Source organism: Runella sp. MFBS21 (assembly GCF_029433105.1).
Classification (GTDB): Bacteria; Bacteroidota; Bacteroidia; order Cytophagales; family Spirosomataceae; genus Runella.
In genome coordinates this window covers 592,673-609,108 of sequence record NZ_JARNTW010000001.1, presented here as the reverse complement: position 1 = coordinate 609,108, position 16,436 = coordinate 592,673, and the positions used below count along the sequence as shown (strand labels likewise).

Genomic DNA, 16,436 nt, shown 5'->3' with positions numbered 1-16,436 from the left:
ATATGCGAAAACTACTTTTCTATATTTTCCTTTTACCATTGTTGACCTATGCGCAAGAGTACAAGCTATGGTACACTGCCCCTGCCCAAAAATGGACAGACGCACTACCCCTAGGCAATGGCCGCATAGGTGCGATGGTGTTTGGCGGAATAGAAAAAGACAGAATTCAATTCAACGAAGAAACCCTCTGGACGGGTAGCCCTCGCAATCCTAATCGAGCCGATGCCTCCCAATATTTATCAAAAATCAGAAGCCTTTTAGCAGAAGGAAAACAAAAAGAAGCCGAACAACTGGCCGAAACGCATTTTATGGGACTCAAAACCCCCGAAGGTGACCAAGCCAAGTGGCTGTCTGAGGTTTTGGCATTGAAAGACTTTCCCATTCATCCTGCCTTCCCTCAATACGACGACCAAGCATGGCCTATGATGCCCGTACCGTCCTACGAAGGGTGGGAGGCGATTGGGTTTGAGGGACTCGACGGCGCGGTATGGTTCAGAACTACGATTGATATTCCAGCCTCTTGGGCCGGCAAAGATTTAATCTTAGACCTCAACCGCATTCGCGATTATGATATGACTTATTTCAATGGAAAATTGATTGGAAGCACTCGTAGCCTCGACCCTAGAAAATATCGCATCCCGGCGGAGTTGGTCAAGGCAGGTTCCAATACAATTGCCATTCAGGTTATCAATTTTTTTGATAAAGGAGGAATTGCTGGATACAAAGACGCCACTCGCGCTATTGGTATTTATCCTGCGACTCAGCCCGACCGCCTGATTTCTTTGAATAAACCTTGGAAATACAAAATCCAAGACAGCAACCCACCCGCTGTGGCGCGCTACCAGGCCGATTATCAACCCTTTGGCGATTTGAAACTTCATTTCAAAAATGTAAGTAATGCTACCCACTATCGCCGCGAGTTGAATCTCGCCAAGGCCCTTTGTCAAACTTCCTTTGAGGCCAACGGAATCGGATATACTCGTACTTACTTTGTGAGCCAACCTCACCAAGTACTGGTCGTAAGACTTGAAGCTACCCAAAAAGCAAGTATCAGTTTTGAAGCTATCTTGAGCAGTCCTCATCAAAACACCACCCTGACACGGCTCGATTCACAGACCCTTTCACTCGCAGTGCAAGTCAAACATGGGACATTGAAAGGTACAAGCTATCTGAGGATAGAAACCACCAACGGTAAAGTGGAGACCGAAAATAATCGTATCAGAATCACTGAGGCTGACAACGCAACCCTGTACTTAGTTGCCGCCACTAACTATATCAACTATCGCGATGTTTCGGCCAACCCCGATACTCGCTGTAAAACCACTTTGACCGCTCTCAAAGCTTCGACGTATGACCATATCCGTAAGGCGCACCTGCAAGAATATCAATCTTACTATCAGACTTTCAATATTGACCTAGGAACAAGCCCCGCAGAGGCGCTTCCCACTGACCAACGTTTGGGGCGATTTGGGACTGTTTTAGACCCTTCACTCATGGCCTTGTATGTACAATACGGCCGCTATTTATTGATTTCGAGCTCACGACCAAACACCCGCCCTGCCAATCTGCAAGGCATCTGGAACGACCTCTTAGCGCCTCCGTGGGGAAGTAAATATACCACCAACATCAACGCCGAAATGAACTATTGGGGGGCAGAAGTGCTCAATCTTTCTTTGCTTCATCGTCCTTTGCTAAAGATGATTGAGGAACTTGCCGAAACAGGGAAAGAAACCGCCCAAAAATACTATCAAGCCCGGGGATGGGTATTGCATCACAACACCGACCTTTGGCGAAACACTACCCCTATCAATGCCTCCAATCATGGTATCTGGGTGACGGGCGCAGGCTGGTTGTGCTTGCATCTTTGGGAGCATTATTTGTTTACTCAAAATCAAGCTTTTTTACAAAAAACAGCCTATCCCATTATGAAAGAAGCCGCCTTGTTTTTTGTAGATTTTCTGGTAAAAGACCCCAAAACAGGCTGGTTGATAAGTACTCCTTCCAATTCTCCCGAAAATGGCGGCTTGGTAGCAGGGCCTACGATGGACCACCAAATCATCCGTTCGTTGTTTAAAAACTGCATCGAAGCTGCCAAAATCCTAAAAACAGACGCCGATTTTAGCCTGCTTCTCCAAAACAAGTATGCTCAAATTGCTCCCAACCAAATCGGGAGATTTGGGCAATTGCAAGAATGGCTCGAAGACAAAGATGATACTACCAACAAGCATCGGCATATATCTCACTTATGGGGACTACATCCTGGCAATGAAATCAATTGGGACGAAACCCCCGCCTTTACCAAAGCCGCCCGTCTGTCTTTGATTTATCGTGGCGACGAAGGTACAGGCTGGAGTTTGGCATGGAAAATCAACTTTTGGGCACGTTTCAAAGACGGAGACCACGCTCTTCAAATGGTCAAAATGCTCTTGAGACCCGCTTCTGGGGCAGGAGGCTCGTATGTTAATCTCTTTGATGCGCACCCTCCTTTTCAGATTGATGGCAATTTTGGAGGCTCGGCGGGCATCACCGAAATGCTACTCCAAAGTCATACCTCATTTATTGATTTACTGCCTGCCTTACCCAAAGACTTGTCTCAAGGCAACATCAAAGGTATCAAAGCCAGAGGCGGTTTTGAACTAGAGTTTAGTTGGAAAAAATCAGCACTCCAAACCCTCAAAATAAAATCCTTAGCAGGTAATGTTTGTCAACTTCGCTACGGAGACAAAGTACTAAAATTCCCGACGCAAAAAGGAAGTATTTATGAATTTGACGGACAATTGCAAAAACAATAAATAACCCCAAATAAACACCCAAAGCACTCCTATTTGGATCTCTAGGTGTCTTGTTTCTAAACTCAATCTAAGATGAAAACATTTTTGTTTTTCGGGCTTACTGTATTCGTATGCCTCACAAACACCTTTGCACAATCAGAAGACCGCAATTACCAACAAGTCATTGCCCAACGTGCCGATAAGATTGTGGCTACGCTAGCCTTGACCGATTCTGCCCAATTCAAGCGAGTTAGCCAAGTCGTAGCTCAACAGTATCAAGACCTTAATCATCTGCATGAGCAGCATAAACCAGCAAAAAAAGGCATCACTGAACCAAACAAAATAAAAGAATTGGAAGTAGAAACCAATCGTCAATTGAGCCAATTACACATCCAATATTTAGCACAATTGAACAAAGAGCTTTCATTGGTTCAGATTGAAAAAATCAAAGATGGTATGACCTATGGCGTGTTGCCTAAAACTTACAGTGCTTACCAAGAAATGCTGCCCGATTTGACCGAAGTTCAAAAAGCACAAATTCTAGCCTACCTTACCGAAGCCCGCGAGTACGCTATGGATGCCGAATCATCAGAAAAGAAACATGCTTGGTTTGGCACATACAAAGGAAAAATCAACAACTACCTCTCTGCCCAAGGCATCGACATGAAAAAAGAGAGCCAGGAATGGGAAAAACGCATCAAAGAAGCCAAAGCCGCCAAAAAATAACCCGCTTTCAAACCAGTTTACACTAATCCAAACAAATGCTATGAATTCCTTTTTACTAACCTTCTCATTTCGGGGCAAGAGGCTGAGTAAAGCTTATTTTCCCATAGTAGCTATCCTTTTTCTCTGGGGGGCAGCTTTTGCTCAAACTGGCAAAACCATCACTGGTAATATCAAAGATGCAGCCTCACAGCCCCTTCCCGGTGCCAATATCATCATCAAAGGCACTAAAATAGGAACTGTGAGCAACAGTGAAGGCAACTTTAAACTTACGTTGTCGCAAGGAAACGAAACCTTGGTTATCAGTTCGGTAGGCTATCAAAGCCGCGAAGTGGCGGTTACTGGGCAAAACTTTGTGGCCGTCACGCTCGACGACGACGTCGCGTCTATCAGCGAAGTGGTGGTAGTAGGGTACGGTACCCAGAAAAAAGTGAGTCTTACAGGAGCCGTTGCAGCAGTGGATATGAAAGCCATTCAAGAACTTCCCGTAGGTAGCCTTTCAGCGGCTTTGCAGGGGCAGATGCCGGGCGTAAGTGTATCAGGTGGAACAAGTCGCCCCGGCGAAAACGCCCAAATCACTGTTCGTAATCCCATTATTTTATCCAAAGACGGCGGTACACTTCGTCCACTTTATGTGATTGACAATGTAGTCAGAACCGAAGAGGATTTCAACTTACTTGATGTCTCCGAAGTAGAAGCTATTTCGGTCTTGAAAGACGCCGCTGCTGCTATTTATGGCGCAAGATCTAATCAAGGTGTAGTAGTAGTAAGTACCAAACGCGGCAAAGTAGGAGCACCTAAGTTTAGCTATAGTGGTTCGGTAGGAATCTCGGATGCAGCTATGCTCCCCAAAATGATGAATGGTTTTGAACAAGCCACCTATCTCAACGACCTCAATTTTGCCGCAGGAAGAACGGCCACCGACCCGCTCATTTATACCCAAGATGAATTGGAGCATTTCAAACAAAACAACTATAATTGGCTCGAAACCGCTTGGAAACCCTCCACGGTGATGCGTCACGCCCTCAATGTAAGCGGCGGCAACGACCGCGCTACATACTTTGCGGGTATTACTTATAATGCTCAAAATGCCAATTTCGACAACATCAACGCCAACAAATGGACTTTCCGAGCTAGTACCGATATTACGGTAGCAAAAGGACTCAAAACGGGGCTTTCGTTGAGCGGTGACCTTTACGACAAGCGGATGTATTATCTCAAACAAGGTGGAGAAAACCCCGAAAACGACATGAAAGCGTTGCTTTACACTCCTCAATTCAACCCACCCTATGTCAATGGCTTACCTGTACTTTTGTCTAATGCAGGCAATGTTAATACTGTAGACGCTTTTCATTTTTTTGAAGTACAAAATTCTGACAACTACACCCGTACCCGCAATACTGGCCTCAACGTCACAGCCAATATTGACTACGAAATACCTTTTATCAAAGGGCTTAAAGCTCGGGTGTTGTTTGCCAAAACCCTCGACAATAGCTTTGGCAAACAATACGGCACCAAATACAATGTGTACAGCTTTACGATGTTAGGTCAAAACAAGCACATTTACGGAGGAGACATTTTAAGAACGGTTACGCTCAACAACGGCGACCGCGTCCGTATCAATCCTAGCTACAACGACACCTATCAGTTGAACGGCTATCTTAACTACGACCGGCAGTTTGGCAAGCATCATGTATCAGCAATTGCTTTTTTTGAACAATCCGAAACCAATTTCAACAGTGTAGCGGCCATGGCTGAGGGCGTAATCATCGGCGGCCTTGACAATATGCGCTATGCCACTGGAACCCAAACCGCCAACGAGACACAATCAGAATCAGGAAACCTGTCTTATGCAGGTCGTATCAATTACAATTTTGCCAATAAATACTTAGTCGAAATAGCCGCTCGTTATGATGCTTCTACCAACTTCGCCCCCGAATATCGCTGGGGATTTTTCCCTTCTATCTCCGCAGGTTGGGTGATTTCGGATGAGCAGTTTTTCAAAAACAATGTCTCTTTTGTAGATTTTCTCAAATTCCGTGGCTCATTGGGCTTTATGGGAGGAGATGCCACTAAAGCCTACAACTGGCTTACTAGCTATTCTATCCAAACTGGCAAAGGAGCCGTATTTGGAGGTAATGCCGATCGTCCTTTGATTATCTCTCCCAACAATGCTATGTCAAACCGTCAGGCACGCTGGGACAACAACACCAAGTACAACTTTGGAATAGATGCCCAATTCCTCAAAAATCGTCTTTCTTTCGGCTTTGATGCGTTTTATGACCATCGCTACAATATGCTCACGGCTCTTACGTCTTCCGTACCTCTGCTAGTAGGTGCCACACTTCCCTCCGAAAACTACGCCTCGGTAGATGGATTTGGGTATGAAATCTCACTGGGTTGGTCCAACAAAATCAACAGCGATTGGTCTTACAAAATCAACACTTTCTTATCGTGGAGCGACAACAAGCAATTGAAAGTAGATGTGGACAAAGGTAAACTTGGCACTTATGAAGACCCTATCGGCAAATCAACCGACATGGGCGTCCAAGGCTATCACTATTTGGGGATGTTCCGTACGCAGCAAGACGTGGATAGTTGGTTGGAGAAAAACCCCAATTACACCATTTTCGGGGCGGCACCTAAGCCCGGGATGCTTTATTATCAAGACATTAGAGGACCTAAAGACGCCTCTGGTCAATATACCGCCCCTGACGGAAAAATTACCGATGCCGATTTGGATTTTTTGACCAAAAAAGTCAACAATCATTACGGTCTAGGATTTAATATAAGCACTACTTACAAAAACCTCACGGTTTCGGCGGTTATGGGAGCTTCGTTTGGCGGACAAGCCGTGATTGAATCAAGCGCTCGTTCGCAAGCTACCCTAACCGCTAATCGCCCTCAATTCTGGGCCGACCACTGGACTCCTCAAAACACCCAAGCCGCTTACCCAAGTCCTTACTATCGTGATGCTTACAATGTGATTTCGGAGTTTTGGTTTGTCAATGCTCTATCGGCAGGGATGCGCAATTTCAATGTTTCTTATAATCTACCCGCCCAAGCTTCTAAAAAACTGGGGCTCAACAACCTAAAAGTTTATTTGGTAGCCGTCAATCCTTTCAATTTTTATAATCCTTACAGTTACAAAACCTACTCAGGTAGCTATGATGCGTATCCTACGCTTCGCTCGTTTTCATTGGGTCTTAATTTAGGTCTGTAACCAACCGTTGAATCCAACAATTTGACATCTGATGTCAACCCGATTGACAGGTAAAACCATCACAAATAACTGTGCGCAAGCACCTAAATCATGAAACTGAGTCATATTTTCACCCTCTGCATACTGGCTTTGCTGGGATTAGCTAGCTGCGAAAAAGTACTCGACAAAACCGACTTAGGCTCGGTCAATGGCAATCTCATTTTTAAGGATTCTGTTTTGGCTCGTATGAACCTCGACTATATCTACGACCAAAACCTTCCTAACTGGGGTGGTACTTGGGGCACGCGCCCCGACTTGTCGGATGAGTCTTTTGGCGAAAGCAAGTTTTTTGAAGGGACTTTGGTAGTAAACGACGTGACCGACTTTGGAACCGCCCTCAACGCCACCAACAACTACGGAAGAATCCGAGTTATCAACATGTTTATCAACGATGTCAACAGCGGACCTATCGCCCAAGCCACCAAAAACCGGTTAAATGCCCAAGCCCTTTTCTTCAGAGCTTGGCGTTATTTTGATTTGGTACGTTTGTATGGAGGAGTGCCTTTGGTTACTAAACCCCTCCAAGCCGTGGGAGTAGAAGCCCGAGACTTGGCATTTTTGCCCCGTAATTCCACCACCGAAAGTTATAAGCAAATCGTCAGCGACCTCGATTCGGCCATTCTGTTTTTGCCAGGCAAGTGGGGCAGTTCTGATTGGGGACGCATTACCAAAGGCGCCGCCGCCGCACTCAAAGGTCGCGTACTACTTTTTGCAGCTAGTCCTCAGTTCAATCCATCGGGTGATGCTGCCAAATGGCAAGCCGCCTACACCGCCAACAAGCAAGCCTATGACTTATTGGTCGCAAGCGGTTACGGCCTTCATGCATCCTTTGACCAACTATGGTTTCAGGAAGTCAACAATCCCGAAGCTGTTTTCTTGACAGGATTCAATACTTCTACGGGCGACCAAGTCAGAAAAAACAATGGGTACGACAATAGCACTCGACCTTCTTATACGGGTACCGGCGGCGGCTCCAATCAGCCCTCATGGGAAATGGTAAAGGCTTTTCCGATGAAAGACGGTAAAAAAGTAGGAGAATCTACCAAATACCCTTATACGGACCAATTGTTTTACAAAAACCGTGACCCGCGTTTTGATAAAACTATCGCTTACAACGGTGCCAATTGGCCTTTGAATGGCAACACCGCTTTCAAGGTTTGGACTTATTTTGTAAACAACAAAACCGTAGAAGCGCGCGCGTCCAATACGGGTTTTTATACGCGCAAAGCCATCAACCCTACCGTAGGAGTAAGTGATGTGCAATTTTCGGGAACCGATTGGATTGAAATCCGTTTTGCCGAAGTACTACTCAACCTCGCCGAAAGTGCTTGCGGCATCAATAACCTCGACGAAGCTTATACACAGCTCAAAGCCATTCGCAAACGAGCAGGTATCGAAGCAGGCACCGACGGTATGTATGGTCTCAAAGCCAACATGAGTCGTGACGAAATGTTTGAGGCTATTCTGTTTGAACGTCAAATTGAATTTGCATTTGAAGGCAAACGGTTTTGGGATTTGCGCCGTTGGAAGCTCATCGAAAAAACCTTGAATGGAAAACGTAGGACAGGCGTGACCATCAACCTCAATACGACGGGAGTACCGGCGGATTTTGCCACCAACCGAGACAATGTGGATTTGGACCTTGCTTACTCTAAATATTTTACGATTGTTACCAAACAATTGGATACCAAGTACGCTATCAACTGGAAACCCGAATATTACTTTTTTGCAATTCCCCAATCAGCACTAGACAACAACCCCAAACTTATCCAAAACAATACATGGGGAGGCGGATTCGACCCTTTACAATAAATCTCCAACCTTCTCTTGTTTCAATCAATCAGCAAGGGAAGGTTAAATTTTGAACTTAATAAAACATGAAAAAACACTTTCTCACACCACTGATAGTTGTAAGCCTGCTGTCGCTTTCGACATGGGCGCAGTACCCCCAAGTACCTCAAGACGTCCAAAAAGCCAGCGATGAAATGCTCAAAGAAGCCTATCATCAATCAAATATTGCTTGGCAAAAAGCGCTGCCTATCATCCAAAAAGAAGCGCGTGAAGGCAAACCTTACATTCCTTGGGCAGGGCGTCCCATAGATTTACCGCAGGCTTCTATTCCTGCTTTTCCGGGAGCAGAGGGCGGCGGAGCTTTCTCTTTTGGAGGGCGGGGTGGAAAAGTGTATGTGGTCACTAGCCTGGCCGACAGCGGCCCCGGTACACTCCGTGAAGCTTGCGAACAAGGCGGTGCTCGTACGGTGGTGTTCAATGTAGCGGGTATTATCCGCCTCCAATCCCCACTTATCATTCGGGCACCTTATATCACCATAGCGGGTCAAACCGCACCCGGTGACGGCGTTTGCGTAGCGGGCGAATCTGTGTGGATTAATACGCACGATGTAGTAGTTCGCTATATGCGTTTTAGACGTGGCGAAACCAACGTAGGGCGCCGTGACGATTCTATCGGTGGCAACCCCATCGGCAATATCATCATCGACCACGTTTCGGCGAGTTGGGGGCTAGACGAAAATATGTCGATGTACCGACATATGTACAACGACAGCACGGGAGCCATTGAGCAAAAACTCCCAACCGTCAATATTACCATCCAAAACTCTATTTTTTCAGAAGCACTTGATACATGGAATCACGCCTTTGGAAGTACACTTGGTGGCGAAAATTGTAGTTTTATGCGTAATCTATGGGCCGACAATGCCGGCAGAAATCCTTCTATTGGCTGGTATGGAGTTTTTAATTTTGTTAATAATGTCGTTTTCAACTGGGTACACCGCTCCGTAGATGGCGGGGATTATCGGGCTATGTACAACATTGTCAACAATTATTTCAAACCCGGCCCACTTACGCCCAAAGACTCTCCTATCGGGTATCGTATCTTAAAGCCAGAGTCGGGCAGAAGCAAATTAGGCTATCTTACTTTTGGCAGAGCCTACGTAACAGGCAATGTAGTAGAAGGAAATGAGACTGTCACCAAAGACAACTGGAACGGCGGCGTACAAGTTGAAAATTTCAAAAATGCCGACAAATATACTGCCGACATCAAAGTGAATCAGCCACTTCCAATGCCCGAAATGACGATTTTGCCTACTCAAAAAGCCCACGATTATGTACTGGCCCATGCAGGAGCCACTCTCCCCAAAAGAGACGCGGTGGATATGCGAGTAGTAGAGCAAGTACGCACTGGAAAAATCATGTATCGCGATGATGTAAAACTCCCCGAAACGCAATTTAAGCATCGCCGTTTGCCCATTGATTCCTACAAACAGGGGATTATTACCGATATTGCTCAAGTAGGAGGCTATCCCGAATACAAAGGCACACCTTACAAAGACTCCGACAATGACGGTATGCCCGACGCCTGGGAAACCAAAAATGGCCTCGACCCTCGCAATCCTGCCGATGCAAGTTTGGATAAAAACAAAGACGGCTATACCAACATCGAAGAGTATCTCAACAGTGTTGTATCAGTAAAAGAAGTAAAACCCTAGGAGGAAAGAGACCCGTCTCGTTTCATCCACTTAAATACAATATTCTAACCCCACGCCTATAGACGTGGGCTTTACAACATAAGAATGCTAAGGGCTTTAGCCCTGATTGTCCCTATCTCCGCGCAGTGGGGAGACAAAGCAGGATTGGAAAATTAAGTTGGATTAAAACCACTATTCACGCTTAACAATGTTTTAGCCCTTAAATCATATAAGTATTTTGTTAGTTGCCAATATTCATAAAACCTTATTCTTTTTCTTAGGCGTATTTCTGAGTTTTGGTTCTAAAAACTTGGCCCAGAAACCTCCTAAAAAACAGCCCCTTGTATATCAAACTGAGCAAGGGACTTTGGCCTATACCCCCGATTCGTTGGGTAATCGGATACCCGATTTTTCGTATTGTGGGTACCAAGCAGGAGAAACCGCCATTCCCGACGTAGCGATTCAAGTCTTAGTAAAATCACAAAAAGGCGATGCTACCCATCGTATTCAATCGGCCATTGACTATGTATCTACCTTACCACTTGATGCAAATGGCTTTCGCGGGACAGTATTGTTGGGCAAAGGCGTTTTTGAAGTTTCAGGGCAACTGCTTTTGCATAATTCTGGGGTGGTGTTAAGAGGGAGTGGAACCAATGAAACCATCATTGTCGGTATGGGTACATCTCGTGCGCATTTGGTTAGGATTTCTGGGAAAAACGCTTCAACAAGTAAAACCAAAATCCGCATCACCACCCCCTACATACCTGTAAATGCACAGACTTTCAAAGTAGAAAGTACAGCACAGTTGAAAGTGGGAGGAGCCGTCCAGATACACCGCCCTTCTACCAAAGAGTGGATTCAACGCCTTGGTACCGATCATTTTGGCGGCGGTGTGACAGCCTTGGGGTGGAAACCTAATCAGCGCGATATTTTCTGGGACCGAACCATTGTGAGTATCTCCGGCAACGAAATCACCATCGATGCCCCCCTTACCACTGCTTTAGATACGGCTTTTGGAGGTGGTTCCGTAATCCCAATTATCGAAAAGTCTAACATCACTCAGGTAGGAGTCGAAAATCTCAGCCTTGTTTCAACTTTTGACAAAACCAACCCCAAAGATGAAGACCATCGTTGGGTAGGTATTTCGTTTGAAAATGTGCAGGATACCTGGGCTAGACGTATCGTTTTCAAGCATTTTGCTGGCTCTGCCGTCAGCGTATTGGCAACTGCACGCCGTATTACGGTAGAAGATTGTCAAGCGTTAACTCCTGTTTCCGAAATCGGTGGCGAGCGTCGTTATACTTTTTTTACGCAAGGCCAACAATGTCTTTTTCAGCGCCTCTATGCCGAAAATGGCTACCACGATTTTGCAGTAGGCTACTGTGCCGCAGGACCCAATGCTTTTGTCCAATGCGAGGCTCATCTGCCACATAGTTTTAGTGGAACCATCGATAGCTGGGCATCAGGCGTACTTTTTGATATTGTCAATATAGACGGTCATGCCTTACGTTTTAGCAATCTCGGGCAAGACGGCCAAGGGGCAGGCTGGACGGCGGCCAACAGCGTTTTTTGGCAATGTACGGCCGCAAAAGTAGAATGTTACAGCCCACCTACCGCTCAAAATTGGGCACTTGGTACATGGGCGCAGTTTGCAGGTGATGGGCATTGGGCTATGTCAAACGAGCACATCAAACCCCGCAGCCTCTACTATGCCCAACTCAAAGACCGACTAGGCGAAACTATCACTTCTCGCACTATTTTGATGCCTACTCCTACCGAAGCCTCTAGTAGTCCCAAAGTGGAAGTAGCCTCCACTCTTACTCAATCGGCCCAAACGCCCGCCCTTAGCTTGTCCGAATTTATCCACAAGGCTCCTGAAAGACAAGCTTTGACCCTCGAATCAAACGCCAAAACCATCGAAGAAATCGGCTTAAAGCCTGCTATAGCATCGCCGCTATCGTCTGTGTTGCAACTAAAAAACGGTCGGTTGACTCGAAACAAAGCCCTTCTCACGGGCAAAAAGCATGAAGTGCCGTGGTGGAATGGTAGCGCCCGCCCCTATGGCCTAACCAATGCGAAGCCACATATCACCCGTTTTGTACCCCGAATGACTGGAAACGGGCTTACGGATGATTTGGAAGAAGTAAGCAACTGGATGAAAATCAACAATATCCTCACGTTAGACCACAACTATGGCTTATGGTACGATCGTCGCCGCGACGACCACGAGCGTATCCGACGCATGGATGGAGAAGTTTGGGCACCTTTTTACGAATTACCCTTTGCACGTAGTGGCCACGAAACCGCTTGGGACGGCCTTAGCAAATATGATTTGACCAAATACAACAAATGGTATTGGAGTAGGCTAAAAGAATTTGCAACCTTGGCCGACCAAAAGAACTTAGTACTGCTTCACCAGCATTATTTCCAACACAATATCATCGAGGCAGGGGCACATTATGCTGATTTCCCGTGGAGACCCGCCAACAATCTCAACCACACGGGCTTTCCCGAACCTGTACCCTATGCGGGCGACAAGCGCATTTTTATGGCCGAACAGTTTTATGATGTTTCGCACCCTGTGCGCAAAAAATTACACCGCGCCTACATCCGTCAGTGTCTCGACAACTTCGCATTCCAATCCGGGGTCATCCACGCTATCAGTGCCGAATTTACGGGGCCATTGGCTTTCGTTCAGTTTTGGTTAGATGTCATCAAAGAATGGGAACAAGAGAAGAAAAAAAATGTATTGATTGCCCTTAGTACCACCAAAGACGTGCAAGATGCGATTTTGAGCGATGCTTCACGCGCCGCCGTCGTAGATGTGATAGATATTCGGTATTGGCATTATCAGGCCAATGGAAGTATTTATGCGCCCATAGGGGGTCAAAACCTCGCCCCTCGTCAACACGCCCGCCTTACTCCCCCAAAACGCAGCTCTTTTGAGCAAGTATACCGCGCCGTAAACGAGTACCGTCAAAAATACCCCCAAAAAGCAGTCATCTATTCAGCTGATAGTTTCGATGCTTTGGGCTGGGCGGTTTTTATGTCAGGTGGTTCGCTAGCAAGTATTCCGATGATTAATGATGCTCATTTTGCCAAAGACGTCGCACTTATGACACCTTTTACCTCTCAATCTCCCCAATGGACTCTGGGCAATCCTGATATTGGATATGTAGTTTACTGCGAAGAGGCTGACGAAATTCAAATAGACCTGCGCACTACTAAAAATTCCTTTTTGGTATATTTTATAAATCCTAAAACGGGTCAAGCTACTCCCCAAGAACAAAGAATTAGGGGCGGAGAAATGGTAAAAATCCAAACCACTTCCACAACCCCACTGGTCGTTTGGCTCAAAAAAACAAACCCTTGATTTTTCAAATCCCACCCTCTATGAAACAGTGGTTACTTGTTTTACTTTCTATGTTACTCCTAAGTTCTTGTCAAAAAAAGGCTTGGCTTTTTACTTCTTTTCACGAACCCGCCAACGAAGGTCTACGGCTGCTTTATAGCTATGATGGCTACCATTGGAACGACCTGAAAAAGACTTTTCTAGCCCCCAAAATCGGTAATCAAAAAGTAATGCGTGACCCTTCGATGGTGCAAGCCAAAGACGGCACCTTTCATTTGGTATGGACTACAAGTTGGAAAGGCGACAAGGGATTTGGCTATGCGCATTCCAAAGATTTGGTTCATTGGTCAGACCAACGGCTCTTACCTGTGATGGCTCATGAATCTTCTACCGTCAATGTATGGGCGCCTGAGTTATTTTATGACGATGAAGCCGACCAATTCATCATTATCTGGGCTTCGACGATTCCGTTTCGTTTTCCAAAAGGCGTAGAAGACGAAGACAACAACCACCGAATGTATTATACCACTACCAAAGATTTTAAGACTTTTTCGCCTACCAAGCTCTTTTTCGACCCTGGCTTTAGTGTGATTGACGCCGTGATAGTCAAACGTCAGAAAAATGACTACGTACTTGTACTAAAAGACAACACTCGTCCTGAGCGGAACCTTAAAGTTGCTTTTGGCAAAACGCCCTTAGGGCCTTTTGAAAATGTTTCGGCTCCTTTTACCAAAAAATTTACGGAAGGTCCATCGGTCACTAAAGTGGGAAAAGAGTGGCTGATTTATTTTGACACTTACCAAGACAAACGCTATGATGCCATTAAAACCACTGATTTTAAATCTTTTACAAACGTTTCCCCTCACATCTCAATTCCCGAAGGACACAAGCACGGCACTATTTTGAAGGTAAAGCTCCCAATAATTAAAAAACTCATTAAAGCCTCCTAGGAAGATGACACACCTTTTTTATAAAAAACACACACCTCTATTATTCTTAAAACGAGCGTGTTTCACCCTGTCTATAATATGGTGGGGAATGATGGCAAATGCCCAAGATACGATTCGATATGTGGGCCAAACCCTCTCCAACGTGGATTATCATCATGGTCAATTAAGTCCCGCCGTGGGGGTTCATAATATCCAGGTTTTTAGAGCCAATCGTGACAATAAAGAAGGTTTAGCACTCAACTGGACCTACAACCACGCGCCAATGTTGGCTTATTGGAACGGCACTTTTTATTTACACTATCTCAGCAATCCCGTAGGCGAGCACGTACCGCCAGGAGCTACGCTCATGGCAACTTCCAAAGACGGATACCAATGGACAAAGCCCACTGTCATCTTCCCTCCTTATCGAATTCCTGATGGCTGGCGAAAACAAGGTTACGAAGGTGTAGCCAAAAACTTAGATGCGGTGATGCATCAACGTATGGGCTTTTTTGTGTCTAAAAAAAATCGCCTGCTGGCATTGGGTTATTATGGAATTGCACTGGATGCCAAAGACGACCCCAACGATGGCAAAGGCACGGGTCGTGTAGTACGCGAAATCTACAGCGACGGCAAACTAGGCGACATCTTTTTTATTCGTCACAATTCTTCTTGGGACAAAAGCAAATCTGCTTATCCATTTTACAAAAGTTCAAAAGATGCAGGTTTTGTAGAAGCTTGCGACGAGCTACTTTCCAATACCCTAATGATGCAACAGTGGCTCGAAGAAGCCGACCGCAACGACCCGCTCATTCCGCTCAAAGGAGAATTGAAAGCTTTTAGTTATTATCATTTACCTAATGGCAACGTAGTAGGTTTATGGAAACACGCCCTTACATCGGTCAGTCGCGACAATGGTAAAACTTGGCTTTATGCTCCACTGCGGGCACCGGGATTTATCAATAGCAACGCCAAAATCTGGGGACAACGCACCAGCGACGACAAATATGCTACAGTTTATAATCCAGCCGAATTCCGCTGGCCGCTTGCCATTTCGACCAGTAGCGATGGCCTCACGTATACCAATCTATTGCTTATCAATGGCGAAATCACGTCGATGCGATACGGGGGCAATTATAAATCCTATGGTCCTCAATACGTAAGGGGTATCGAAGAAGGGAATGGCTCTCCTCCCGACAAAAACCTCTGGGTCACTTATAGTATGAATAAAGAAGACATTTGGGTATCTAAAATTCCGGTGCCTGTAACTGACGAAGTAAAAACCCACGTGAAAGAATCTTTCAACGAAATATCCCCCAATACTGCCCTTACCTATTGGAATATTTACAGTCCACTGCAAGCCTCTGTCAAAATCGAATCTACTACTGACGGTACTCGGGCTTTGGTACTCCGCGATAGTGATAAATTTGATTATGCCAAAGCGGAAAGAATCATTCCTGAATCTAAAAAACTTACCGTTGCTTTTTCCGTAACTCCCCAGCAAAACACCCACGGCAAATTGCACATTGAGATGCAAGATGCCAAAGGGACGGCTGCCACTCGCCTGATTTTTGACACCGATGGTGAACTCAAAGTAAAAGTTGGCTATCGAAACTCCAACATTATGAAATATGAAGCAGGAAAAACCTATGACATTCGCCTCGAACTCGACCAAAGCAAGCGCATTTTTAATGTCTATATAAATGGTCAAAGCAAGGGTGCCAAGGTATTTTTTGCGCCTGTCGCATCGTTCAAACGGGTGGTGTTTCGGACGGGTGAGGTACGTCGTTTTCCTGATGCCGATACCCCCACCGACCAAAACTACGATTTGCCCAACGCCGATGCCCGCGATGCAGAAGCGGTATTTTTTATAAAATCTTTACAAATTAGCCCTTTCTAATAGTTTTAGCTCCT

Annotated in this window: 8 protein-coding genes; all 8 read left to right on the top strand. The window is 45.7% G+C overall.

Going from position 1 to position 16,436, the window contains the following annotated elements; translation table 11 throughout:
- Positions 1-2: 2 nt before the first annotated feature.
- The 8 genes from P1X15_RS02350 (at position 3) to P1X15_RS02315 (ending at position 16,422) form a co-directional block, all read left to right on the top strand.
- Positions 3-2,792 (top strand): glycosyl hydrolase family 95 catalytic domain-containing protein, encoded by a 2,790-nt coding sequence (locus P1X15_RS02350; RefSeq protein WP_277336533.1) that lies wholly within the window; start codon positions 3-5, stop codon positions 2,790-2,792.
- 72 nt (positions 2,793-2,864) lie between these two features.
- The gene (locus P1X15_RS02345) at positions 2,865-3,497 is read left to right on the top strand and encodes a DUF3826 domain-containing protein (RefSeq protein ID WP_277336532.1); all 633 of its coding nucleotides are present in this window, start codon (positions 2,865-2,867) and stop codon (positions 3,495-3,497) included.
- A gap of 40 nt (positions 3,498-3,537) precedes the next feature.
- Entirely contained in the window at positions 3,538-6,717 is a 3,180-nt protein-coding gene (locus P1X15_RS02340; RefSeq protein WP_277336531.1) for a TonB-dependent receptor, read from the top strand.
- A gap of 90 nt (positions 6,718-6,807) precedes the next feature.
- On the top strand, positions 6,808-8,568 hold the full coding sequence (locus tag P1X15_RS02335; protein WP_277336530.1) for a RagB/SusD family nutrient uptake outer membrane protein: 1,761 nt from the start codon (positions 6,808-6,810) through the stop codon (positions 8,566-8,568).
- 65 nt (positions 8,569-8,633) lie between these two features.
- Positions 8,634-10,262, top strand: coding sequence for a polysaccharide lyase family 1 protein (locus P1X15_RS02330; protein WP_277336529.1), 1,629 nt, complete (start codon positions 8,634-8,636; stop codon positions 10,260-10,262).
- A 289-nt stretch (positions 10,263-10,551) separates the two neighbouring features.
- Entirely contained in the window at positions 10,552-13,614 is a 3,063-nt protein-coding gene (locus P1X15_RS02325; RefSeq protein WP_277336528.1) for a DUF6298 domain-containing protein, read from the top strand.
- A 20-nt stretch (positions 13,615-13,634) separates the two neighbouring features.
- Positions 13,635-14,543, top strand: coding sequence for a glycoside hydrolase family 43 protein (locus tag P1X15_RS02320; RefSeq protein WP_277336527.1), 909 nt, complete (start codon positions 13,635-13,637; stop codon positions 14,541-14,543).
- A 4-nt stretch (positions 14,544-14,547) separates the two neighbouring features.
- Positions 14,548-16,422, top strand: a complete 1,875-nt coding sequence (locus P1X15_RS02315; protein WP_277336526.1) for a six-hairpin glycosidase — start codon at positions 14,548-14,550, stop codon at positions 16,420-16,422.
- Positions 16,423-16,436 lie beyond the last annotated feature (14 nt).